This is a genomic window from Kitasatospora sp. NBC_01246 (genome assembly GCF_036226505.1).
GTDB lineage: Bacteria > Actinomycetota > Actinomycetes > Streptomycetales > Streptomycetaceae > Kitasatospora.
Map to the genome: position 1 here is coordinate 5819642 of NZ_CP108484.1, position 23973 is coordinate 5843614.

The 23973-nt window shown below is 74.5% G+C and carries 17 protein-coding genes and 1 pseudogene; 13 read left to right on the forward strand and 5 right to left on the reverse strand.

The genetic code is table 11. The features are described 5' to 3' along the window. Positions 1 to 1437 carry a sensor histidine kinase gene (locus OG618_RS25290; RefSeq protein WP_329489823.1) on the forward strand — a complete coding sequence of 479 codons (1437 nt, stop codon included), beginning with the start codon at positions 1 to 3 and terminating at the stop codon, positions 1435 to 1437. 80 nt (positions 1438 to 1517) lie between these two features. On the opposite strand, the gene OG618_RS25295 is transcribed toward OG618_RS25290, so the two are convergent. Continuing rightward, positions 1518 to 2537 (reverse strand): TAXI family TRAP transporter solute-binding subunit, encoded by a 1020-nt coding sequence (locus OG618_RS25295; protein ID WP_329489824.1) that lies wholly within the window; start codon positions 2535 to 2537, stop codon positions 1518 to 1520. Positions 2538 to 2667: 130 nt separating this feature from the next. Between OG618_RS25295 and miaB the strand changes: the two genes are divergently transcribed. Both miaB and OG618_RS25305 read left to right on the forward strand, forming a co-directional pair. Next, positions 2668 to 4164, forward strand: coding sequence for a tRNA (N6-isopentenyl adenosine(37)-C2)-methylthiotransferase MiaB (gene miaB, locus OG618_RS25300; protein ID WP_329489825.1), 1497 nt, complete (start codon positions 2668 to 2670; stop codon positions 4162 to 4164). Positions 4165 to 4260: 96 nt separating this feature from the next. Further along, on the forward strand, positions 4261 to 4959 hold the full coding sequence (locus OG618_RS25305) for a class III extradiol dioxygenase subunit B-like domain-containing protein (protein WP_329489826.1): 699 nt from the start codon (positions 4261 to 4263) through the stop codon (positions 4957 to 4959). 49 nt (positions 4960 to 5008) lie between these two features. Here OG618_RS25305 and OG618_RS25310 read toward each other — a convergent pair whose 3' ends face one another. Further along, a complete protein-coding gene (locus OG618_RS25310) occupies positions 5009 to 5269 on the reverse strand; it encodes an antitoxin (RefSeq protein WP_329489827.1) in 261 nt (86 codons plus the stop codon). Positions 5270 to 5438: 169 nt separating this feature from the next. On the opposite strand from OG618_RS25310, the gene miaA reads away from it, so the two are divergent. From miaA to hflX, 5 genes are all read left to right on the forward strand, one after another. Further along, complete coding sequence (miaA, locus tag OG618_RS25315; RefSeq protein WP_329489828.1) at positions 5439 to 6389, forward strand: tRNA (adenosine(37)-N6)-dimethylallyltransferase MiaA; 951 nt, start codon at positions 5439 to 5441, stop codon at positions 6387 to 6389. Between the two features lie 246 nt (positions 6390 to 6635). Then, a complete protein-coding gene (locus OG618_RS25320; protein ID WP_329489829.1) occupies positions 6636 to 7145 on the forward strand; it encodes a hypothetical protein in 510 nt (169 codons plus the stop codon). Positions 7146 to 7219: 74 nt separating this feature from the next. Beyond that, a complete protein-coding gene (dapF, locus tag OG618_RS25325) occupies positions 7220 to 8140 on the forward strand; it encodes a diaminopimelate epimerase (protein WP_329489830.1) in 921 nt (306 codons plus the stop codon). Positions 8141 to 8320: 180 nt separating this feature from the next. Next, positions 8321 to 10696: a RelA/SpoT family protein gene (locus OG618_RS25330; protein ID WP_329489831.1), complete on the forward strand. Its 2376-nt coding sequence runs from the start codon at positions 8321 to 8323 to the stop codon at positions 10694 to 10696. Positions 10697 to 10847: 151 nt separating this feature from the next. Beyond that, positions 10848 to 12356 carry a GTPase HflX gene (hflX, locus tag OG618_RS25335; RefSeq protein WP_329489832.1) on the forward strand — a complete coding sequence of 503 codons (1509 nt, stop codon included), beginning with the start codon at positions 10848 to 10850 and terminating at the stop codon, positions 12354 to 12356. 78 nt (positions 12357 to 12434) lie between these two features. On the opposite strand, the gene OG618_RS25340 is transcribed toward hflX, so the two are convergent. Both OG618_RS25340 and OG618_RS25345 read right to left on the reverse strand, forming a co-directional pair. Further along, positions 12435 to 13580, reverse strand: coding sequence for a trypsin-like serine peptidase (locus OG618_RS25340; protein ID WP_329489833.1), 1146 nt, complete (start codon positions 13578 to 13580; stop codon positions 12435 to 12437). A 32-nt stretch (positions 13581 to 13612) separates the two neighbouring features. Beyond that, complete coding sequence (locus OG618_RS25345; RefSeq protein ID WP_329489834.1) at positions 13613 to 14809, reverse strand: trypsin-like serine peptidase; 1197 nt, start codon at positions 14807 to 14809, stop codon at positions 13613 to 13615. A gap of 331 nt (positions 14810 to 15140) precedes the next feature. Between OG618_RS25345 and OG618_RS25350 the strand changes: the two genes are divergently transcribed. The 5 genes from OG618_RS25350 to OG618_RS25370 all read left to right on the forward strand — a co-directional run bounded on the left by OG618_RS25350 (position 15141) and on the right by OG618_RS25370 (position 23130). Then, positions 15141 to 16976 carry an IucA/IucC family protein gene (locus OG618_RS25350; protein ID WP_442906864.1) on the forward strand — a complete coding sequence of 612 codons (1836 nt, stop codon included), beginning with the start codon at positions 15141 to 15143 and terminating at the stop codon, positions 16974 to 16976. An 80-nt stretch (positions 16977 to 17056) separates the two neighbouring features. Beyond that, the gene (locus OG618_RS25355; protein ID WP_442906955.1) at positions 17057 to 17689 is read left to right on the forward strand and encodes a GNAT family N-acetyltransferase; all 633 of its coding nucleotides are present in this window, start codon (positions 17057 to 17059) and stop codon (positions 17687 to 17689) included. Positions 17690 to 17750: 61 nt separating this feature from the next. After that, positions 17751 to 19196, forward strand: coding sequence for a lysine N(6)-hydroxylase/L-ornithine N(5)-oxygenase family protein (locus OG618_RS25360; RefSeq protein WP_329489836.1), 1446 nt, complete (start codon positions 17751 to 17753; stop codon positions 19194 to 19196). After that, the gene (locus OG618_RS25365; RefSeq protein WP_442906865.1) at positions 19174 to 20997 is read left to right on the forward strand and encodes an IucA/IucC family protein; all 1824 of its coding nucleotides are present in this window, start codon (positions 19174 to 19176) and stop codon (positions 20995 to 20997) included. The genes OG618_RS25360 and OG618_RS25365 overlap by 23 nt, the downstream gene beginning before the upstream one ends. Positions 20998 to 21009: 12 nt before the next feature. Then, positions 21010 to 23130: an ATP-dependent DNA helicase gene (locus OG618_RS25370; protein WP_329489837.1), complete on the forward strand. Its 2121-nt coding sequence runs from the start codon at positions 21010 to 21012 to the stop codon at positions 23128 to 23130. 102 nt (positions 23131 to 23232) lie between these two features. On the opposite strand, the pseudogene lexA reads toward OG618_RS25370, so the two are convergent. Next, positions 23233 to 23904, reverse strand: a pseudogene (gene lexA, locus OG618_RS25375) (transcriptional repressor LexA); the annotation flags it as partial. Positions 23905 to 23973: the final 69 nt, after the last annotated feature.

The following is a 23973-nucleotide window of genomic DNA, read 5'->3' on the forward strand; positions in this document are numbered from 1 at the left end:
GTGCGTACCCGCCTGCTCGGGATCCTGCTCGCCCTGATGCTCTGCGTACTGGCCGCTCTCGGGCTGCCGCTCGCCGCGGCGGTCGCGGCCGCCGAGCAGAGCCGGGTGGTCGTCGACCGGCTCGACGACGCCGCCCGGTTCGCCCAGGACCTGCCCACCTCGGGCGTCTCCGGGCTGGAGTCCGCCCTCAAGGGGGAGTCCCAGCCCGCTCCCGGCGACCTCAGCCGCCGGCACGCGCTGGACGCCGAGGTGGCGCGCTACCACGACCTCTACGGCGTGCGGCTCGGCATCTTCCAGCGCGACGGCCTGCCGATCGCCACCGCCCCCGAGGACTGGCGGGTACCCGCCGGCGGTTGGGGCGAGCAGGCCTTCCAGGAGGCCCTGGACGGGCGGCGCAGCCACAACCCGCCGCAGGTCTGGCCGTGGACCCCCGACCGGACCCTGACCATCGCCACCCCGGTGGTCCGGGACGGCGACGTGGTCGCCGTGGTGCTCAGCGAGTCCCCGACCGGGCCGATGCGCACCCGGGTGCTGCACCGCTGGCTGGTGATCGGGGCCGGCGAGGCCGCCGCGATGATCGTCGCGGTGCTGCTGGCCGTCCGGCTCACCGAGTGGGTGCTGCGGCCCGTCCGGACTCTCGACCGGGCCACCCACGACATCGCCACCGGCCGGATGAACGCCCGGGTGGCGCCCGGCGGCGGGCCGCCCGAACTGCAGCGCCTGGCCCGCTCGTTCAACGACATGGCCGACCATGTGGTGCTCGCCCTGGACCAGCAGAAGGCCTTCGTCGCGGACGCCTCGCACCAGCTGCGCAACCCGCTGGCGGCGCTGCTGCTGCGGGTCGAGGTGCTGGGCCTGGAGCTGCCCGAGGGGCACGACGAGGAGCTCGGCAGGGTCCGGGAGGAGGGCGTCCGGCTGGCCCGGGTGCTGGACGACCTGCTGGGACTGGCCACCGCCGAGCACGCCCGCCCCGAGCCGGAGCCGACCGACCTGGTCGCGCTCACCCTGGCCCGGGCGGACGCCTGGCGGCCGGTGGCCCAGCAGCGCGGGATCGAGCTCGGCTGGGAGGGCCCGGCGCTCGCCCTCGGCATGGCCGACCCGATCGGCTTCGGCAGCGCGCTGGACGCCGTGGTCGACAACGCGCTCAAGTTCGGCCCGGCCGGCAGCCGGGTCCGGGTGCTGGTGGCGGTGCGGCGCGACGAGGTCGCGGTGACCGTCTCGGATGCCGGGCCGGGGCTCGCCGAGGAGGAGCTGGCCCGGGCCGGCGACCGGTTCTGGCGCAGCGCGCGTCACCAGAACGTGGACGGCTCGGGGCTCGGGCTCTCGATCGCCCGCACCCTCCTGCTGGCCGCCGGCGGCTCGCTCACCTTCGCCCCGGTCCGGCCGACCGGCCTCGCGGTGACGCTGGCGGTGCCGCGGGCGGGCAAGAAGCTCTGACGGCCGGGGCCGGGGCCGGGGCGGTTCGGGGCCCCGGGGGTCCGGGCCTCGCGGTGTCAGGACCTCACGGTGTCAGGACCTCACGGCTTCACCGAGCGGTAGTAGCGCATCGCGCCCTCGTGCAGCGGGAGCGGGTCGGTGTAGACGGCGGTGCGCAGGTCGACCAGCTGGGCGGCGTGGACCTGGGCGCCGATCTGGTCGCGGCTGTCTATCACCGCCCGGGTCATCCCCTGCACCAGGTCGGTGTCCACGTCCTCGCGGGTGATCAGCAGGTTGGGCACGGCCACCGTGGCGACGGCGTCCTTGGGCTCGGCGTTGGGGTAGGTGCCCTTCGGCATGGTGGCCGCCCGGTAGGCGTCGGTGCCGCCGCCCTCGACCTTGTGCACGGCCTCGGCGAGGTCGCCGAGCGGTACGAGCCTGATCCCGATGTGGTCGGACAGGTCGGTCAGCGCGCTGGTCGGCAGCCCGCCGGACCAGAAGAAGGCGTCCAGCTTGCCGGCCCGCAGCTGGTCGGCGGCGTCGCCGACGCCCAGCATGACCGGCGTGATGTCGTGGTCCGGGTCGAGGCCGGCCGAGGAGAGCAGCCGTCTGGTCACCAGGTTCACCCCGGACAGGGCCTGCCCGACGCCGACCCGCTTGCCCTTGAGGTCGGCCGTCCGGCGCACCGTCGAGTCGGCGGGGACGATCAGCTGGAGGTAGTCGTCGTAGAGCCGGGCGATGGCCCGCAGCCGGTCCTTGCCGGGGCCGGAGTACTCGGCGACGGCGTCGGCGGTCGCGATCGCGAAGTCGTCCTGGCCGCTGGTGACCCGGGCCAGGTTGTCGATCGAGCCCTGCGAGTTGTCCAGCCGCAGCCGCACCCCCGGCATCGCCCTGGCGACGTGGGTCTGCAGCAGTTGCCCGTACCGGTCGTAGACGCCGCGCTGGACCCCGGTGGCGAAGCCGGTCTCGCCGCGCGGGTAGTCGGGCGTGCGGCCCGCCGAGAGCCACCAGCCGCCGAACCCGGCCGCCACCAGCACCAGGACCAGCAGCGTCCGCCACAGCGGGCTGCGGGCGGCGGCGCGGAGGGCGCCGCCGGGGCGGGGATCGGGGGAGGGGGCCATGCAGGGATAGTGCCAGGCGCGGGCGGCGAACGGGAGGGGCGCAGGCCGGGGCGGGTGGCGGCCGGCGCCCGTAGAGCGGGCGGGCGGCGCCCGGGGGAAAGCCCTTCGCGGGTGCCCGTACCCTGGTTGGGTGAGCGGTGAGAGCGGATTGAAGAGCTACAAGGTCGTCACGTACGGCTGCCAGATGAACGTCCACGACTCCGAGCGGCTGTCCGGGCTGCTGGAGGACGCCGGGTACGTGAAGGCAGGGCAGGACGGCGACCCGGACCTGGTCGTGTTCAACACCTGCGCGGTGCGCGAGAACGCCGACAACAAGCTGTACGGCAACCTCGGGCAGCTGGCGCCGGTGAAGAGCCGCCACCGGGGCATGCAGATCGCCGTCGGCGGCTGCCTGGCGCAGAAGGACCGCGACACCATCGTCCGCAAGGCCCCCTGGGTCGACGTGGTGTTCGGCACCCACAACATCGGGCACCTGCCCGCGCTGCTGGAGCGGGCCGCGGTCGAGCGCAAGGCCCAGGTCGAGATCCTGGAGTCGCTGGAGACCTTCCCGTCCACGCTGCCCACCCGCCGCGAGTCCGCGTACGCCGCGTGGGTGGCCATCTCGGTCGGCTGCAACAACACCTGTACGTTCTGCATCGTCCCCGCGCTGCGCGGCAAGGAGGAGGACCGCCGCCCGGGCGACGTCCTCGCCGAGATCGAGGCGCTGGTCGGCGAGGGCGTCATCGAGGTCACCCTGCTGGGCCAGAACGTCAACGCCTACGGCTCCGACCTGGGTGACCGCGAGGCGTTCTCCAAGCTGCTGCGCGCCGCCGGGCAGATCGAGGGCCTGGAGCGGATCCGCTTCACCTCGCCGCACCCGCGGGACTTCACCGACGACGTGATCGCTGCGATGGCCGAGACCCCGAACGTGATGCACCAGCTGCACATGCCGCTGCAGTCCGGCTCGGACACCGTGCTCAAGGCGATGCGCCGCTCGTACCGGCAGGAGCGCTTCCTCGGCATCATCCGGAAGGTGCGCGAGGCGATGCCGGACGCGGCCATCTCCACCGACATCATCGTGGGCTTCCCCGGCGAGACCGAGGAGGACTTCGAGCAGACCATGCACACCGTGCGCGAGGCCCGCTTCACCAACGCCTTCACCTTCCAGTACTCCAAGCGCCCCGGCACCCCGGCCGCCGAGATGGAGAACCAGGTGCCGAAGGCCGTCGTGCAGGCCCGCTACGACCGGCTGATCGCGCTCCAGGAGGAGATCTCCTGGGAGGAGAACAAGAAGCAGGTCGGACGCACCCTGGAGATCCTGGTCGCCGAGGGCGAGGGCAAGAAGGACGACCGGACCGACCGGCTCTCCGGCCGCGCGCCCGACAACCGGCTGGTGCACTTCACCCGGCCCGCCGAGCCGGTGCGCCCGGGCGACACGGTGACCGTCGAGATCACCTACGCCGCCCCGCACCACCTGCTGGCCGAGGGCCCGACCCTCGGGGTGCGCCGCACCCGGGCCGGCGACGCCTGGGAGAAGCGCCAGGCGGCCCCGGCGGCCAAGCCGGCCGGCGTGATGCTCGGTCTGCCCACCATCGGCGCCCCGGCGCCGGTGGCGGCCCCCGCGGCGGGCGGCTGCTGCGGCGACTGACCGGCGCTCCTTCGACGGCCCGGCGGGATCTCGGATCCCGCCGGGCCGCCGTCGTCCCCGGCCGAACGGCCGTCCTTCTTCGTTAGAGTGATCCACATGCTGGTTGCCGCCGCCGTCTGCCCCTGTCCGCCGCTGCTCGTCCCGGAGGTCGCCGCCGGCGCCGCCGCCGAGCTGGAGCCGCTGCGCGCGGCCTGCGACGAGGCGCTCGCCGCGCTGCTCGCGGCCGGACCGGAGCTGGTCGTGGTGGTCGGGACCGGTCCCGAGCCCGAGGTCTGGACCGAGGGCGGCGCGGGCTCCTTCCACCGGTACGGCGTGCCGCTGGTGGCCAAGCTGCCGTCCGGCCGGGTCGAGGGGCCGGAGCTGAGCCCCGCGCTGACCGTCGGCGCCTGGCTGCTGGAGCGGGCCGGGGCCACCGTGCCGACGCACGCCTGCGCGGTGCCCGCCGACGCGCCCGCCGACCGGATGCTCGGGCTGGGCCAGGGGCTGGCCGGGCTGGCCGACCGGGTCGGGCTGCTGGTGATGGGCGACGGCAGCGCCTGCCGCTCGCTGAAGGCGCCGGGCTACCTGGACGAGCGGGCCGAGGGCTTCGACGCGGTGATCGCGGACGCGCTGGGCTCGGCGGACACTGCGGCGCTGGCCGCCGTCGACCCGGGCCTGGCCGGCGAGCTGCTGGCCGAGGGCCGGGCCCCCTGGCAGGTGCTGGCCGGCGCCGCCGGGGGCGCCGGCCTCACCGCGCGGCTGGGCTACCGGGACGCGCCGTACGGGGTCGGGTACTTCGTCGCGTCCTGGAGCTGAGACCGAGCCCGGGGAGCGGGTCGGCGAGCGGCCCGGGAGCGGGCCGGGATCAGGCGGACGGGCCGCCGGCACCGGGAGCGCCGGGAGCCCCTGGAGCGCCCGGGTCGCCGGGCTTGTGGGCGAAGTCGTCGACCGCCCCCTTGGCCTTGCTGGCGCCGTGCTCGATCTTGTCGCTGTACTTGCCCTTGGTCGCCTTGTCGATCGCGCCGCCGGCCTTGTCCACCACCTGCTCGATCTGCTCGCTGTGCTTGCCGGCCAGTTCGCTCGCCTTCCCCTTGAGCTCGCCGGCCTTGCCCTTGAGGTTGTCCATCAGACCCATGGTGGTCTCACCGTTCCTCTCTGTTTCCTGCTCAACGTCCGTCGTGGCCGAACCGTTCGCAGCCCGGTGAAAACGGCCGGAACCGCTCATATCGTCGCCCGGTGGGGCCGGACGGACGGGGAGGTCACCGGCGCGGCGACGGTTTTGCGAGACTGGTCCGGTGAGCAGCTCCCGTACCGTCCAGCCCCATGCCGCCCCGCCGCGCGTCGTCTCGGTGGTGGGCGCGACCGCCGCCGGCAAGTCCGACCTGGCCGTCGCCCTCGCCCGGGCCCTGGGCGGCGAAGTGATCAACACCGACTCGATGCAGCTCTACCGGGGCATGGACATCGGTACGGCCAAGCTCACCCTGGCGGAGCGCGAGGGCGTCCCGCACCACCTGATGGACATCTGGGACGTCACCGAGGCCGCCAGCGTCGCCGAGTACCAGCGGCTGGCCCGGGCCGAGATCGACCGGTTGCTCGCGGCGGGCCGGACCGCCGTCCTGGTCGGCGGCTCGGGCCTGTACGTCCGGGCGGCGATCGACGAGATGGAGTTCCCCGGTACCGACCCGGAGGTCCGGGCCCGGCTGGAGGCCGAGCTGGCGCAGGCCGGCCCGTACGCGCTGCACCGGCGGCTGGCGGAGCTGGACCCGGCCGCCGCAGAGGCGATCCTGACCGGCAACGGCCGACGGATCGTCCGGGCGCTGGAGGTCATCGAGATCACCGGGCAGCCCTTCACCGCCAACCTGCCGAGCAACACCGCCGTCTACGACGCCGTCCAGATCGGCGTCGCGGTGCCCCGGCCCGAACTGGACGAGCGGATCGCCCTGCGGGTCGACCGGATGTGGCGGGCCGGACTCCTGGACGAGGTGCGGGAGCTGGAGGGGCTCGGCCTGCGTGAGGGCCGGACGGCCTCCCGGGCGCTCGGCTACCAGCAGGTGCTGGACCACTTCGCCGGCGAGTGCACCGAGGACGAGGCCCGTGCCGAGACCGTCCGGGCCACCAAGCGGTTCGCCCGCCGCCAGGAGTCCTGGTTCCGGCGCGACGACCGGATCCACTGGCTCTCCCGGCCGGCCGGCGCCGACCCCGCCGAGCTGCTCTCGCGCTCCATGGAGCTGATCGAGCGTCAGTAATCGGACGGGCCGTGGACGGGATCCGGCCAATCCGGCGGTGCAGCTGCGCGCGCAGGTGGGCGTGCAGGACGAACCCGCGGTTACGGCCGGATCACGTCATGGCCACGGATCACCCGATGGCCCCGGTCAGGCCCGGAACGCCCTCCTGGACATGCCATCATCGATGCCATAAGGGTCGGCCCCGGGCGGGTCGACCGTTGCCCGGCCGCGAGTCCGCACTCGTGTCGAACTGTCAGGGGAGGCCGCGTGTCAACGGGTACCGGCCCCGAAAGCGGTCAGAGCGGGAGCGCCACGGCTCAGGCCGACGGCCCCGACGCCTCCTCCCTGCCGGACCTGCCGGTGCTGGCGGGTCTCGACGGACCGACCTCCTACGCGCTCGCGCTGCCCGCCCTGGACACCAGCGCCCCGGCCGGCGCGGTGCACGAGCGGGAGATCCGGCCGCGCCGCCGGCTGCGCTGGTGGCAGACCCTGCCGATCGCGCTGCTGGGCACCGCCGGCTCGCTGATGTTCGCCTTCCCGCTCGCCTTCGGCTCGGCCGGGGCCGGCTCCGCGATGGTCGGCATGCTCGGTCTGCTGCTCACCGCGGCCTCGGTCGGCTGGGGCGCGATGGCCGCCCGGCACGCCGGGTACAAGTGGCCGGGGCTGCCGCGTCGCGGCTCGGGCCGGCGCGCCGGGTGGAAGGCGATCGTGATCTACACCCTGGTCGCCCTGGTCGCCTGCGCGCTCGCGCTGTGGCGGGTCGTCCACCTGCGCTGACCGCCACCGCCCGCCGCCTCGGCGGGCGCGGTCCGCCTGCTGGTCCGCGGCGCTGCGGAGCGGGCCCGCTCAGTATGATCGGGAGGGTGAGCGAATCCTCCGTGACCCCCGCCGGCCTGCCCTTCCTGAAGGGGCACGGCACCCAGAACGACTTCGTCATCGTGCCCGATCCGGACGGCCTGCTGACGATCGGCCCCGAGGCGGTCGCCGCGCTCTGCGACCGCCGGGCCGGCATCGGCGGGGACGGGCTGCTGCGGGTGGTGCGCTCGGCCGCCGACCCGGTCGCGGCCGACCAGGCGGAGCAGGCCGAGTGGTTCATGGACTACCGCAACTCCGACGGTTCGATCGGCGAGATGTGCGGCAACGGGGTCCGGGTCTTCGCCCGCTACCTGGTCGAGGCCGGGCTGGCCGAGCCGGGCGAGCTGGCGGTGGCCACCCGGGCCGGCGTGCGGCGGGTGCGGGTGGGCGCGGACGCCGGGGACGGCACGCCCGGTCAGGTGACCGTGGACATGGGCCGCGCGGTGCTGCCCGGACCGGACGGCATCGAGGTGGCGGTCGGCGAGCGGCGCTGGCCGGCCCGCAACGTGAACATGGGCAACCCGCACGCGGTGGCCTTCGTGGACAGCCTCGACCAGGCCGGCGACCTGCTGAGCGCGCCGCTCACCAGCCCCGCGAACGCCTACCCGGAGGGCGTCAACGTCGAGTTCGTGGTGGACCGCGGTCCGCGCCACGTCGCGATGCGGGTGCACGAGCGCGGCTCGGGCGAGACCCGCTCCTGCGGCACCGGGGCCTGCGCCGTCGCCGTGGCCGCCGCCCGGCGGGACGGTGTCGACCCGTCGGTCACCGGTGAGGCCGTCACCTACACCGTGGACGTGCTCGGGGGCCGGCTGGTGATCACCGAGTACCCGGACGGCCGGGTGGAGAAGACCGGTCCGGCGGTCATCGTGGCCCGTGGCGAGCTCGACCCGGGGTGGCTCGCCACCGCCCACCGGTAGGTCCGGTTCGAACAGGCCCTGGCAGCGCGGCCGGTTTGCCCATTTCGTGCGGTGATGAATCCCCCCGTTCGGGTGATCCCGATGACCGACGGGGAGCAGGGCGTCGCGGAACGTGCTCTGCTCGGTAGCATGGACCACCGGGTCGGCCAATGCTCCCGGTGACCGCTGCCGGAGGTGCCGATGACCATCGAAGCCGGGCAGCCCCTGGCGGGGCAGCCGACGTCCGCACGGCAGGCCGGGCCCAAGCGGCCCCTGGGAGGCCTCGGCCGGGCCGCCCTCGGCCGGGCCGGGCGCGCCGCCCTGCTGGCCACCGGCCGCACGCCGGTGCCGGACGCGCTCGAACCGCTGGTGCAGGCCCACCGCCGCCACCATCCGCAGGCCGACCTCGGCCTGCTCGGCCGGGCCTACCGGCTCGCCGAGGCCAGCCACCGCGGGCAGAAGCGCAAGAGCGGCGAGCCGTACATCACCCACCCACTGGCCGTCACCATGATCCTGGCCCAACTCGGCGCCGGGACGACCACGTTGGTCGCCTCGCTGCTCCACGACACCGTGGAGGACACCGAGTTGACGCTGGACCAGGTGGGGGCCGGCTTCGGGCCCGAAGTCGCCTACCTGGTCGACGGGGTGACGAAGCTGGAGAAGGTCGACTTCGGTGCGGCGGCCGAGGCGGAGACCTTCCGCAAGATGCTGGTCGCCACCGGGGACGACGTCCGGGTGATGGTCATCAAGCTCGCCGACCGGCTGCACAACATGCGCACCATCCGGCACATGAAGCCCGCCAGCCGGGTCCGGATCGCCAAGGTCACCCGGGACGTGCTGATCCCGCTGGCCGAGCGGCTGGGCATCCAGGTGCTCAAGGCGGAGCTGGAGGACATCGTCTTCGCCACCCTGCACCCGGAGGAGTACGCCCGGACCAGGGCGCTGCTGGCCGGCCGCGAGGACCACCCGGACGCCCTGCTCGCCCCGTTCGCCCTGGCGCTGGGCCGCCAGCTCGCCGAGGCCGGGGTGGCCGCCGAGGTCACCGTCCGGCCGCGGCACTGCGTCTCGCTGCACCGGGTCCTGCTCAAGCGGGACGCCGCCGCCGGGCCGGACGGGCGCCCGCAGGGGCCCCAGCCCGCCGACTTCGGCCGGGTGCTGGTGGTGGTCGAGGAGAACGCGGACTGCTACGCCGTGCTCGGCGAACTGCACACCTGCTGGACACCGCTGCCGGGCGAGTTCAAGGACTTCGTGGCCGCTCCCAAGTTCAACCTCTACCAGTCGCTGCACACCGCGGTGGCGCTGGAGGGCGGCGAGGTGGTCGAGGTGCTGGTCCGCACCCGGCGGATGCACGAGATCGCCGAGACCGGGGTGGTGGCCCTCGGCGACCCCCGCCAGCCCGGCACCGAGCCGGGCGCGGACGAGCTGGACCGCACCGACCCGGCCAGACCCGGCTGGCTCAGCCGGCTGCTGGAGTGGCAGCAGGAGACGCCCGATCCCGACGCGTTCTGGTCCGCGCTGACCGCCGACCTCGCCGGGGACCGCGAGATCACCGTCGTCACCGAGGCCGGCGAAACGCTTCAGCTGCGGGCCGGTGCCAGCTGCGTCGACGCGGCCTACCTGCTCGGCGAGGAGACCGGCCACCGATGTATCGGCGCCCGGGTCAACGGCCGGCTCACCGCGCTCTCCACCGTCCTCCAGGACGGCGACCGGGTGGCCATCCTCACCGAGCAGGGCGATCCGGCCGCCCGCCCGTCCGGCCCGGCGCCCGAGTGGCTGGCGCACGCCCGTACGCCGGCCGCCCGGCTGGCCATCGAGCGGTGGCTGGCCGACCACCCGCCGCGCGTCCCGGTGGTCCGCACCGGGCCGTCGGCCGGCCAGCCGGCACCGCCCGCGCACCGCACCGCCGAGCGCGGCGAGGCCCCGGTCACGGTGGTCGGCCGGCCCGGGGCGCCGGTCCGGCTGGCCCGCTGCTGCACCCCGGTGCCACCGGACGAGGTCAGCGGCTTCGCGATCCGCGGCGGCGCGGTCGCCGTGCACCGCACCGGCTGTCCGGCCGGCGAGCGGATGCGGGCGGACGGGCGGGGCACCCCGGAGGTCCGCTGGCGGCCCGGCGCCGCGCCGCCGTCCGGTTACCGGGCCACCCTGCGGGCCGAGGCGCTGAACCGGCCCCGGCTGCTGGCGGACCTCACCGCGGCGATCTCGGGGGAGGGCGTCGGGATCGTCTCGGCGGAGGTGGAGCCGCCGCAGGAGCTGCGGGTGCGGCACACCTACACCGTGGAGCTGCCCGAGCCGGGCGCGCTGCCCGCCGTGCTGCGGGCGATGCTCCGGGTCTCGGGGGTGTACGACGTGGGCCGGCCGTACGCCCCGGCGGGGGGCGGCGCCCGCACCCCAGCCGCGGCGGCCGGGGCGGCGACCCGCCCGGCGCCGGGCCCGGCGCCCGAGCCGGTCTCCGGCGCGGTGTCCGCACCGGTGTCCGGGCCGGTGTCCGCGCAGGGAAATGGGGATGACCCGTCGGCGCCCGGCGTGCGACCATCATGGGGAATTCACGGCCGGTCCGCGGCGTTCACTGGACACTGAACACAAGAGTCCCAGTGGGCTCCGTGGCCCTGAGGGGTAGCTCACGACTCGCCCGAGCGGTAGACGGGGCGGCAGCTGGGCAGACTCCGGGTGAGACCGTTGTGCACGGTCGCGCCCACAGGCCGTCCCACTCCTGCAGCCAAAGGACAGAATGACCTCCACGTCAGACACCCGCGACCACGCCGACGCCCCGCGCCGCTTCGACGGTCTGCGGGCGGAAGCCCTCATGGACGAGGACCTCGCGGCCATCGACGAGGACCTCGACCACCACTACGACGGCGACCAGTACGACCGCAGCGAGCGAGCCGCCCTGCGCCGTGTCGCCGGCCTCTCCACCGAACTCCAGGACGTCACCGAGGTCGAGTACCGCCAGCTCCGTCTGGAGCGCGTGGTGCTCGTCGGCGTCTGGACCGACGGCACCGTCGAGGAGGCGGAGAACTCGCTGGCCGAGCTCGCCGCCCTCGCCGAGACCGCCGGTTCCGAGGTGCTGGACGGCGTCATCCAGCGCCGCGACAAGCCCGACGCGGCCACCTACATCGGCTCCGGCAAGGCCAAGGAGCTGCGCGACATCGTCGCGGCGACCGGCGCCGACACCGTGGTCTGCGACGGTGAGCTCACCCCGGGCCAGCTGATCCACCTGGAAGACGTCGTCAAGGTCAAGGTCGTCGACCGGACGGCCCTGATCCTGGACATCTTCGCCCAGCACGCCAAGTCCCGTGAGGGCAAGGCGCAGGTCTCGCTCGCGCAGATGCAGTACATGCTGCCGCGCCTGCGGGGCTGGGGTCAGTCGCTCTCCCGGCAGATGGGTGGTGGTGGCTCCGGCTCGTCCGGCGGCGGCATGGCCACCCGTGGTCCCGGTGAGACCAAGATCGAGACCGACCGTCGGCGGATCCGCGAGAAGATGGCGAAGCTCCGCCGTGAGATCGCCGACATGAAGAAGGGCCGCGACACCAAGCGCCAGGAGCGCAAGCGCCACCAGGTGCCGTCCGTGGCCATCGCCGGTTACACCAACGCCGGCAAGTCCTCGCTGCTCAACCGGCTCACCGGCGCGGGCGTGCTGGTGGAGAACTCGCTGTTCGCCACCCTCGACCCGACGGTGCGCCGGGCGCAGACCCCGAGCGGCCGGCTCTACACCCTGGCCGACACCGTGGGCTTCGTCCGGCACCTGCCGCACCACCTGGTCGAGGCGTTCCGCTCGACCATGGAGGAGGTCGCCGACGCGGACCTCATCCTGCACGTGGTGGACGGCTCGCACCCCGAGCCGGAGACGCAGCTGGCCGCCGTCCGCGAGGTGATCGTCTCGGTCGAGGCACAGAACGTGCCGGAGATCGTGGTGATCAACAAGGCGGACGCCGCCGACCCGCTCGTGCTGCAGCGCCTGCTGCGCCGCGAGCCGCACGCGATCGTGGTGTCGGCCCGCAGCGGCCTGGGCATCGAGGAGCTGCTGAAGCTCATCGACGACGAGCTGCCGCGCCCGGCGATCGAGGTGCAGGTGCTGGTCCCGTACACCCAGGGCGGCCTGGTCTCCCGGGTGCACGCCGAGGGCGAGCTGCTCTCCACCGAGCACACCGCCGAGGGCACCCTGCTGCACGCGAAGGTGCCGGCCGAGCTGGCCGCCGAGCTGGAGCGCTACGCGGTCGCGCTGAGCTCGCAGAGCTGAGCACCGGCAGCCGACGGGCCCCGGCCTCCCCTCGCGGGAGGCCGGGGCCCGTCGTCGTCCCCGGGGGCCGGGCGCGTCCTACTTGGCGTTCTTGGAGAAGTAGTCGAAGGCCTGCTTCGCCTGGTCCTGGAGCGAGGGGCCGGCCATGTACTCGGACGGGTTGCGGTTGCCGATCGAGTTGACGCTGATCAGGTTCGGCTTGCCGTCCTTGGTGATGAACCAGCCGCCGCCGCTGGACCCGCCGGTCATGGTGCAGCCGATCACGTACATCGGCGGGCGGGCCTGGTCGAAGGAGAGCCTGACCGGCCGGACGGTGGAGTCGCAGTGGTTGAGCTCCATACCGTCGAACGGCCGCTCGGCCGGGTAGCCGTAGGCGAAGGCCGAGGTGATCTGCTCGCGAGGGGCGTTGAACCAGATCGGGACGGAGCCGCCGACCGTCTCCTCCAGCGACTTGCCGGAGCCGTTCTCGTCGCGGACCCGGATGATCCCGTAGTCGAACTGGGAGTTGGGGCCGACACCGGTCTCCTTCACCCAGGTCGGCGCGACCAGCGCGCGGACCGCCGTCCACCGCCCGTACGGGGAGACCTGCTGCTCGGTGTACTGCCTGCCCCGGCTGGCCTGGCCGTCGCGGTTGTAGCCGGGGACGAAGACGATGTTCTTCAGCCAGCCGCCGCCCTTGCCGTCGTGCAGGCAGTGCGCGGCGGTGTAGACGAGGTTGCTGCGGCCCGGGTTGGCCGGGTCGGAGACCACGGTGCCCGAGCACATCGAGTCGCCCTCGGGCGCGGTCATGAAGATCTTGCCGACCACCGCCGTCGCCGGGCTGTACGGGTGCGGCTGCGGCCTGGCCGGGACGGCCGCCGGCGGATCGTCCCGGACGACCGTGTTCCCCGGGCTCTTGTGCGAGTACTCCGGGGTGGGCCGGCCCTTGGCGTTCTCCATCTTGGCGATCGACCAGAAGCCCTGGGCGACCTCGTTGACGAAGGCGTTCTCGCTGACGAAGCGGGCCCAGTCGTCGAGCTTCCAGCCGGCGAGGTCCTGGAGGCTGCCGGGCAGTGCGCCCGGCTTGGCGGACGCGGCGGTGGCGGCGGCGGTCGTGGCCGGGGTGGACGCGGCGTCGGCGCTGCCCGCGTCCTCCGGTCCGCAGGCGGTCGCGGTGAGCGCGAGCGCGGCGAGTACGGCGGCGGCCGCCGGCGCGGTGCGGTGCCTGGTCTTCGGCATGGTCATCGGTCCCCGTGTGGTCTTCGGCGCGGTGGCGGCTACTTCTGCTTCCTGGAGATGTAGTCCAGGGCCTGCTTGGCGACCGTCTCCAGGTACGGGCCGCTCAGCGAGGTGTGGTCCTGGGTGCCGATGGAGGTGTTGCTGACCAGGGCGGTCCGGCCGTCCGGCATCGGGGCGAACCAGCCGCCGCCGCTGGAGCCCTGGGTCATGGTGCAGCCGATGGTGAGCATCGCCGGGCGCTTGGCGTCGAAGGAGAGCCGGGTGGGCTTCCCGCCGTCGCACTTGTACAACTCCTGCCCGTCGAAGGGCTTGTAGAGCGGGTAGCCCCACGCCGAGGCGGAGATCCGGTCGCGCGGGGCGTCGAACCAGACCGGGACGGCCGCGCCGACCGTCTCCTCCAGTGACTTGCCGGTGTCGTTCTGGTTCTGCACCCGCATCACGGCGAAGTCGTACTGGTTGGCGGCGTCACCGGTGCCGCCGCCCTCGACCGTCCACTGCGGCGAGGTCACCACGTCCTTGGCCCACCAGGTGCCCAGCGGTGCCAGCTCCGCGAGCGGGGCCTTCTTGCCGCCGCTGGAGGCACCGGAGTTGTTGTAGGCGGGGACGAAGACGAGGTCCTTGTAGAAGTCGCCGCCCTTGCCCGGGTGCACGCAGTGCCCGGCGGTCCAGACCAGGTTGCTCTTGCCGGGGTGCGCCGGGTCGGCGATCACGGTGGCCGAGCAGTTGCCGCGGCCGCCGTCGGCGCTGAAGAACACCTTGCCGGACGGCTGCTTGGTGTACGGGCGGGTCACCGGCGTGGCCTTGACCGGGGCCGGGTCCGGATCGGTCACCCCGGCGTCGCCGGTCGGCTTCGCGATGGGCGGGGCCGGGTCGGCCGGCTTGGAGTCGCCCATCTTGTCCGGGTTCCAGAAGTCCTTCACCACCGGGTTGTTGAAGACGTGCTTGGAGGCCCAGTTGTCCCAGTCCTCGAACTTCCACTTCTTCAGGTCGTCCCAGCTCGTGGGCAGGCCCTCCAGCAGGCTGGTCGGGATGCCCGACGGCAGGGTCAGGCCGCCGATCACACCGCCGCCGATCACGCCGCCACCCCCGGCGGTCGTGGCGCTGCCGCTCGCCGGGGCCGGCGGCGGTGCGGCGGTGCCCCCGCCGGAGGGGCCGTCCGGCCCGCAGGCCGTCACGACGAGCAGCGTTCCGGCGGCGAGGGCCGCGGCCATGGCTGACCGGTGGATCGATGGCATGGTGTTCGCTTCCCCCTGCTGGTCCTGTGCGGCGGCGGCCGACCGCCTTGGAGTCTCCCACTGGCCACCAGGACGGCGCGGGCCGACCCCCGGGTTGCGACGGCGGCCGGAGGTCACCGATCTGTGACGAACGCCCGGTTGGCTCGTTGGCACGGCAGGTCCTCCCTCCTGAGTGTTGAACTCTCACCGCTCTTCACTCGGACGAGTGAGCAGCCCTTGTGATCACCCATCAGGGATAGCTAACCCTTACCTGACGCGACGGTGCGAGCGCCCGCCACACCCTCTCCACCACCAGCGCGCGTCCGCACCCCACGCGCCACAAGGAGCAGCCTTGAGCACCGCCGTCACCGGAGCCCCGCCCGAAGCCCCGACGCGCCACCCCGCCCCGGTCCAGCCCGCCGGGGTCCGGCCGGCCGCGGCCCGCCCGGTGCCGCCCGACCCGCTCCTCCATCCGGACCCGGCCGTCGCCGCCGAACAGGCCGGTCTGGAGGCCCTGTTGCGGTGCTGGGCCCGGGAGACCGGGGCGGTACCCGGGACGGACGGACGGCTGCGGATCGCCGTACTCGGCGGCGCCGCCCGGCTGCTCGCCCCGGTCCGCTACTGGTCGCCGGCCGGCTGGCACCGCTTCGGCCCGGCCACCCTCGCGGTCGGTGAGGGCACCGCCGCCGCCCCGGTGGACGCCGTCACCGCCGCCGCCCTGCTCGCCGCCGCGGCCGCCGACCGCCCCGACCCCGGCCAGGTCGCCGACCTCGCCGCCCGGGTGGCCGACTCGGTGGTCCGCACCGCCGACATCCTGGCCCACCGCCGCACCGCCGCCGCCCCCGGCGGGCCGGAGGGCTCGCAGTTCCTGGCCGCCGAGCAGTCCCTGCTGCTGGGCCACCCGCTGCACCCGACGCCCAAGAGCCGCGACGGCCTCGGGCCCGCGCAGAGTGCCGCGTACTCCCCGGAGCTCCACGGCTCCTTCCGGCTGCACTGGTACGCCGTCGACCGCGACCTGCTCGCGGCCGGTTCGGCGCTGACCGAGAGCGCCGACCGGATCACCGCCCACCTGCTCGGCGACCCGACCCTGGTGCCGCCCGGGACGGCCGCCCTCCCGCTGCACCCCTGGCAGGCCCGCGAGCTCGCCCTGCGCCCGGCCGTCGCGGAACTGCTCGCCGACGGGCGGCTGCGCGACCTCGGCCCGGCCGGTGACCCCTGGTACCCGACCTCCTCGGTGCGCACCGTCTACCGGCCCGGCACGCCCTGGATGCTGAAGCTCTCGCTCGGCCTGCGGATCACCAACTCCCGGCGGGAGAACCTCCGCAAGGAGCTCCACCGGGGTCTGGAGATGCACCGGCTGCTGGAGACCGGACTGGCCGCCGAGTGGCGGGCCGCCCACCCCGGCTTCGACATCGTCCGCGACCCGGCCTGGATCGGCGTCGACCACCCCGCGCTCGGCGACCCCGGCGGGCTGGACACCGTGCTGCGCGCCCAGCCGTTCGCCCCGGGCGACCGCGCCCTCTGCGTGGCCGGGCTGGTCGCCGAGCAGCCGCTCGGCACCGGCGACACCGTACCGTCGCGGCTCGGCGACACCCTGCGGGCGCTCGCCGCGCGCTGCGGACGCCCGCTGCCCACGGTGGCCGCCGAATGGTTCCTGCGCTACCTGGACGCCGTCGTCCTGCCGGTGCTCTGGCTGGACGGCCAGGCCGGCATCGCGCTGGAGGCGCACCAGCAGAACAGCCTCGTCCTGCTCGACGCCGACGGGTGGCCGCAGGGCGGCCGCTACCGGGACAACCAGGGCTTCTACTACCGGCAGAGCGCGGCCGACCGGCTCACCGCCCGGCTGCCCGGGCTCGGTGCCCGGAGCGACACCTTCCTGGCCGACGAGGTGATCGACCACCACTTCGCCTACTACCTCGGGATCAACCACGTCCTGGGCATGATCGGCGCCTTCGGCTCGCAGCGGCTGGCCGACGAGTCGGTGCTGCTGGCCGCCCTGCGCGGCTTCCTGTCCGGACCGCGCGTCGCGGCCACCGGGTCCGCGCTGCCCGCGCTCCTGCTGGACGCCGCCACGCTGCCCTGCAAGGCCAACCTGCTCACCCGGATCAACGGCCTGGACGAGCTGGTCGGGCCGGTGGCCACGCAGTCCGTCTACGTCGACATCCCCAACCCGGTGGCCGGCGCGTGAACTCCCGCGCGAGCGGCTCCGACGACGGCTGCGGTACCGGTGAAGGTCTTGAGGACGTTTCCGGTGAGGGCTCCGACGACGTGTCCGCCGAGGGCCCCGACGGTGTGACCGCCGAAGGTCCCGATGGTGTGACCGACCGGGGCCCGATGACCACCGGCGCGGGGGAGTTCCGGCTCCGCCCGGTCCGGCTGCCCGCCGACCTGGAGCTGCTCGCCGGGTGGATGAACGACCCCGAGACCGCCGCCTTCTGGGAGCTCGCCGGGCCGCCCGCCGTCACCGAACGGCACCTGCGGGCCCAGCTCGACGGCGCCGGCCGCAGCCTGCCCCGCCTGGGGCTGCTCGACGGCGCCCCGATGAGCTACTGGGAGATCTACCGCGCCGACCTCGACCCGCTCGCCGCGCACTACCCGGCCCGGCCCCACGACACCGGCGTCCACCTGCTGCTCGGCCCCGCCGACTGCCGGGGGCGGGGCCTGGGCGCGATCCTGCTCGCCGCGCTGGCCGACCGCATCCTGCGGGCGCGGCCGCGCTGCCGGCGGGTGGTCGCCGAGCCCGACGTCCGGAACCTGCGCTCGATCCGTGCCTTCGAGCGGGCCGGCTTCACCCGGGCCGCCGAACTCGACCTGCCCGACAAGCGCGCGGCGCTGATGGTCCGCGACCGCGGTCCGGACCGGCCGGGCCGGGTGCCGCCGGACCGAGCCCCCGCCGCCTGACCGCGCCCCCTCCGCCGCCCGCCCGCCCGCGACCGACCCCGCCGAGGACACCTCCGACTCCATGGACACCCCAGCAGCCCCACCCGCGCCGTACGACCTGCTCGGCGTCGGCATCGGCCCGTTCAACCTCTCGCTCGCCGCGCTGGCCGACCCCGCCCCCGGCCTGCGCACGCTCTTCTGCGACCAGCGCCCGGAGTTCCGCTGGCACCCCGGGATGCTGGTCGACGGGGCCCGGATGCAGGTCCCCTTCCTCGCCGACCTGGTCTCCCTGGTCGACCCGACCAACCGCTGGTCCTTCCTCAACTACCTGCGCGAGCAGGACCGGCTCTTCCCGTTCTACTTCGCCGAGCGCTTCCAGCTGCCCCGCCGGGAGTACGACCACTACTGCCGCTGGGCGGCCGAACGGCTCGGCAACTGCCGCTTCGGCACCGAGGTCACCGCGCTGCACCGGGACGGCGCGCTGTACCGGGCCGAACTCCGCGACACCGCCACCGGCCGGCGCACCGAGGTGCACGCCCGCAACCTCGCGCTCGGCGTCGGCACCCGGCCGGTCCTGCCCGAGGCCTTCACCGCCCTCGACGGCCACCCCCGGGCCTTCCACTCCGCCGACTACCTGGACCGCCGGGAGACCCTGGACGACGCGCGCGACATCACCGTGGTCGGCAGCGGGCAGTCCGGCGCGGAGGTCTTCCTCGACCTGCTGCGCCGGGTGGGGGAGGGCGTCCGGCTGCGCTGGCTCACCCGCACCCGGGCGCTGGCGCCGATGGAGTACTCCAAGCTCGGGCTGGAGCACTTCACGCCCGACTACACCCGCTACTTCCACGGCCTGCCCGGGACCGTCCGGGACACCCTGGTCGAGGCGCAGTGGCAACTGCACAAGGCCGCCAGCGCCGAGACCCTCGCCGAGATCCACGACCACCTGTACGAGCGGACCATCGGCCGGCCGATCGACGACGCCCCGGTCGAGATCACCCCCGGCACGGCCGTCACGGACGCCCGGCCCGGTCCCTGCGGTGGTCTCGAACTCCGCTGCCGGCACGGTGACTCGGGTGTCGAGCACGTGCTGCGCACCGACGCCGTGGTGCTCGCCACGGGGTACCGCGCCGCCCGCCCGGCCGCCCTGGAGCCGCTCGCCCACCTGATCGACTGGGACGCGGCCGGGCGCTACCGGGTCGACCTCGACCACCGGGTCGCGACCCTGCCCGACCTCGTCGGCGGACTGTACGTACAGAACGCCGAGTTGCACACTCATGGCGTCGGCACTCCCGATCTCGGGCTCGGCGCCCACCGGGCCGCCGTGATCCTCAACGCCGTCGCCGGCCGGACGGTCCACCGGCTGCCCGAACGCACCGCCTGGACCGGCTTCGCACCACCCGTCACCCCCGCCACCCCCGGTGGCTCCACCGGCCCTGCCGCCCCCGCCATGGGCGACGTCCCCGCCACCGCGGACGTCCCCGCCGTTCCGCGACCCCAGGAGTGGACCCGTGCCGCAACCGCCGGCCGCTGAAACCCCGCTGTACCTGCCCCCGCAGCTCACCGCCGGGCACTGGGCGCGGGCCGGCCGCACGCTGCTGGCCAAGATGCTCGGCGAGTTCGCCTACGAGGAGCTGATCACCCCCGTCCCCGACGGCCCCGACGGCTACCTGCTCCGGCTGCCCGAGGCCGAGTACCGCTTCACCGCCGGCCGCGGCGCGTACGGCGGCTGGCAGGTCGTCCCGGACTCGGTGCGCTGCTCCCGGCCGGACGGCCTGGACCCGCTGCGCTTCCTCCCCTACGCCCGGCACACCCTCGGGCTGCGCGGCGACACCACCGGCCACCTGATCCGCGAACTCACCGCGACCCTGATCGCCGACGCCCACCAGCTCGCCACCGCGCTCACCGCCGCCGAGCTCGCCGACCTCGGCCACCCCGAGCTGGAGGGCCGGCAGGGCGGGCACCCCTGGATCGTCCCCAACAAGGGCCGGCTCGGCTTCTCCGCCACCGACGCCGCCCGCTGGGCCCCGGAGGCGCGCACCCCGCGACCACTGCCCTGGATCGCCGTGCACCGCCGGCTGGCGCAGTACCGCGGCGTTCCCGGCGTCGCCGAGCCCGAGCAGCTGTACGCGCGCGAGCTCGACGACCCCGCCGCCCTGCGCGCCGTCCTCGGCCCGGACGCCGACGACTACCTGCTGCTGCCGGTGCACCCCTGGCAGTGGGACGAGACCGTCGTCCCGCTGTTCGCCCCGTGGATCGCGAGCGGTGAGATCGTCCCGCTGCCCACCGACGGCGACCTGCGGCTGCCCCAGCAGTCCATCCGCTCCTTCTTCAACCGGAGCCGGCCCGACCGCTGCACCGTCAAGCTGCCGCTCGCCATCCTCAACACCCTGGTCTGGCGCGGCCTGCCCACCGAGCGCACGCTGGCCGCGCCCGCCGTGACCGCCTGGATCCACGGGATCCGGCAGGCCGACCCGTTCCTGCGCGACGAGTGCCGGATCGTGCTGCTCGGCGAGATCGCCTCCGTCACCGTCGACCACCCGCTCTACCGGGAGCTGCCGGAGGCGCCCTACCAGTACAAGGAACTGCTGGGCGCGATCTGGCGCGAGCCGCTCGGCCCCTGCCTGGACGGCGGCGAGCGCGCCCGCACCCTGGCGGCGCTGCTGCAGACCGGCTCCGACGGGCGGGCGCTGGCCGCCGAGCTGATCGCCCGCTCCGGCCTCACCCCCGCCGCGTGGACCGCCCGGCTGTTCGCGGCGATGCTCCCGCCGCTGCTGCACTTCCTCTACCGGTACGGCCTGGTCTTCTCCCCGCACGGGGAGAACGCCATCGTGGTCTTCGACGAGCGGGACGCCCCGGCCCGGCTCGCGGTCAAGGACTTCGTCGACGACGTCAACCTGAGCGACCAGGACCTGCCCGAGCTGCGCGAGCTGCCCGCCGAGGTGGCCGAGGTACTGCTGCGCGAGGACCCGCAGGGCCTCTGCCAGTTCCTCCACTCCGGCCTGTTCATCGGCGTCTACCGCTACCTCGCCCCGCTGCTGGAGGCGCAGACCGGACTGCCCGAGGCCGAGTTCTGGGCCCTGCTGCGGGCCGAGATCCTGCGCTACCAGGAGCGCTTCCCCGAGCTGCGCGAGCGGTTCGAGCTCTTCGACCTGTTCCGCCCGCGGATCGACCGGCTCTGCCTCAACCGGAACCGGCTGCTGCTGGACGGTTACGGGGACCGCCCGCACCGCCCGCACGCGGCCAGGCACGGCACCGTGCCCAATGCGCTGGCCGCCGCGGGAGCCGCGGTGCCGCACGGCCGGCGGGACCGGATTGTCACCCCCGCCCCGTAGGCTGGGTGGGTCATGACGAACGACTCCGAATCCCAGCTCCCCGCCGACGACGAGGCCGACGGGTCGGCCGCCGCCGGCGCGGTCGAGGCCGTCCCGCGGGCCCAGCTCCCCGAGCTGCTGCACGCCGCCGTGGCCGCCGTCGGCGGCGTCGAGCGCCCCGGCCAGGTCAGGATGGCCGAGGCCGTCGCCGACGCCGTCGACAACGGCGAGCACCTGCTGGTGCAGGCCGGCACCGGCACCGGCAAGTCCCTCGCCTACCTGGTGCCGGCCCTCGCCCACGGGGACCGCGTGGTGGTCGCCACGGCCACCCTGGCGCTCCAACGCCAGCTGGTCGAGCGGGACTTGCCGCGGACGGTGGAGGCGCTGCACCCGGTGCTGCGCCGCCGTCCGCTGTTCGCGATGCTCAAGGGCCGCTCCAACTACCTCTGCCTGCACCGGGCCAACGAGGGCACCCCGAGCGAGGAGGGCGAGGGCCTCTTCGATCCGGTGGACGCCCTCGGCGGCCCCACCGGCAAGCTCGGCCAGGACGTCCTGCGGCTGCGCGAGTGGGCGGACGAGACGGATACCGGCGACCGGGACGACATGAGCCCCGGCGTCTCCGACAAGGCGTGGGCCCAGCTCTCGGTCACCTCCAAGGAGTGCCTGGGCGCCACCCGCTGCGCGTACGGGCAGGAGTGCTTCGCCGAGAAGGCGCGGGAGCGCGCCAAGCTGGCGGACGTCGTGGTCACCAACCACGCGATGCTGGCGATCGACGCCATCGAGGGCGCGCCGGTGCTGCCGGAGCACGAGCTGCTGATCGTCGACGAGGCGCACGAGCTGGTCAACCGGGTCACCGGCGCGGCCACCGCCGAGCTGACCGTCGGCGCGGTCAACCGGGCGGTCAAGCGCGCGGCCAGGCTGGCGAACGAGAAGGCGGTGGACGCCCTCCAGGGGGCCGCGGAGAACTACCACGGCCTGATGGAGACCGCCCAGCCCGGCCGGGTCGAGGAACTGCCCGAGTACCTGGCGTACGCGGTCACCGCGATCCGGGACGCCAGCCGGCAGGTGATCACCTCGCTCGGCGAGACGCGGGACAAGGCGCTCACCGACGAGGACGCGGTGCGCAAGCAGGCGATGGCCTCCGCCGAGGCGCTGCACGAGACGGCCGAGCGGCTGCTGGCCGACTCCGAGTACGACGTGGTCTGGATCGAGCGCAGCGACCGGTACGGCCTGGGCACCGCCTCGCTGCGGGTCGCCCCGCTGAGCGTCTCCGGGCTGCTGCGGGAGGGCCTCTACAAGGAGCGCTCGGTGGTGCTCACCTCCGCCACGCTGAAGCTCGGCGGAGACTTCACCGGCGTCGCCGCCTCGGTCGGCCTGCCCTCGGAGGCCCGGCTGCCGGACCAGCGCACCGAGGGCGACGCTCCCGAGGCCGCCTCCGGCGAGGACGCGGTGCCGCACTGGCGCGGCATCGACGTCGGCTCGCCGTTCAAGTACCCCAAGCAGGGCATCCTCTACGTCGCCCGGCACCTGGCCGACCCGGGGCGGGACCCGGAGCGCCCCGACATGCTGGACGAACTCGCCGAGCTGATCGGCGCGGCCGGCGGGCGGACGCTCGGCCTGTTCTCCTCGATGCGCGGCGCCCAGGCCGCCGCCGAGGCGATGCGCGAGCGGCTGGACAACCGGATCCTGCTCCAGGGCGAGGACACCCTGGGTGAGCTGATCCGCGAGTTCGCCTCGGACGCGACCACCTGCCTGTTCGGCACGCTCTCGCTCTGGCAGGGCGTGGACGTGCCCGGCTCGGCCTGCCAGCTGGTGGTGATGGACCGGATCCCGTTCCCGCGCCCGGACGACCCGCTGATGAGCGCCCGCCAGCGGGACGTCGAACAGCGCGGCGGGAACGGCTTCATGGCCGTCGCGGCCACCCATGCCGCGCTGCTGATGGCGCAGGGCGCGGGCCGGCTGGTCCGCGCGGCGGACGACCGCGGTGTGGTGGCGGTGCTGGACCCGCGGGTGGAGACCAAGCGGTACGGGAGCTTCTTCCGCTCCTCGATGCCGGAGTTCTGGTACACCACCGATCGCAACCAGGTGCGCCGCTCACTGGCGGCGATCGACGCCTCCGCGGCGCCGGTGCGGCCGGTGGTCAAGCGGGGCTGAGGCGTCGGTCGCCCCGAGAGGCGGCCGCCGCCCGGGCACACCGGAGGGGCTCCCCGCACCGTGCGGTGGAGCCCCTTCCCGGTGGGCGCCGTACCGGGCGGCTCAGAGGCGGCGCAGCACGGCGACGACCTTGCCCAGGATGGTCGCGTTGTCACCGTTGATCGGCTCGTACGCCGGGTTGTGCGGCATCAGCCAGATCCGGCCGTCCTCGCGCTTGAGGCGCTTCACGGTCGCCTCGCCGTCGATCATCGCGGCCACGATGTCGCCGTTCTCGGCGACCGGCTGGCGACGGACGGTCACCCAGTCGCCGTCGCAGATGGCGGCCTCGATCATCGAGTCGCCGCGTACGGTCAGCGCGAACAGCTCGCCCTCGCCGACCAGCTGGCGCGGCAGCGGGAAGACGTCCTCGACGGTCTGCTCGGCCAGGATCGGGCCGCCGGCGGCGATCCGCCCGACCAGTGGCACGTACGAGGTGGACGGACGCCCGGCCGTCTCGGCGGTGTTGGGGCGGGCCACCTCGACGCCGCGGACCTCGTAGGCGCGCGGGCGGTGCGGATCCCGGCGCAGGAAGCCCTTGCGCTCCAGGGCCATCAGCTGGTGGGCGACCGAGGAGGTGCTGGACAGGCCGACGGCCTGGCCGATCTCCCGCATGGACGGCGGGTAGCCGCGGCGCTGGACCGAGTCCCGGATGACCTCGATCACCCGCCGCTGGCGCTCGGTGAGCCCGGCCTCGTCCGTCCGGATGCCGGGGGGGCGGCCGGGCAGCGAGCGCGCGGGGACCGGGTGGCTGTCGTCCAGCACGGCGGCGTGCTCGATCGGCTGGTCGGGAACGCGGCCCGGATG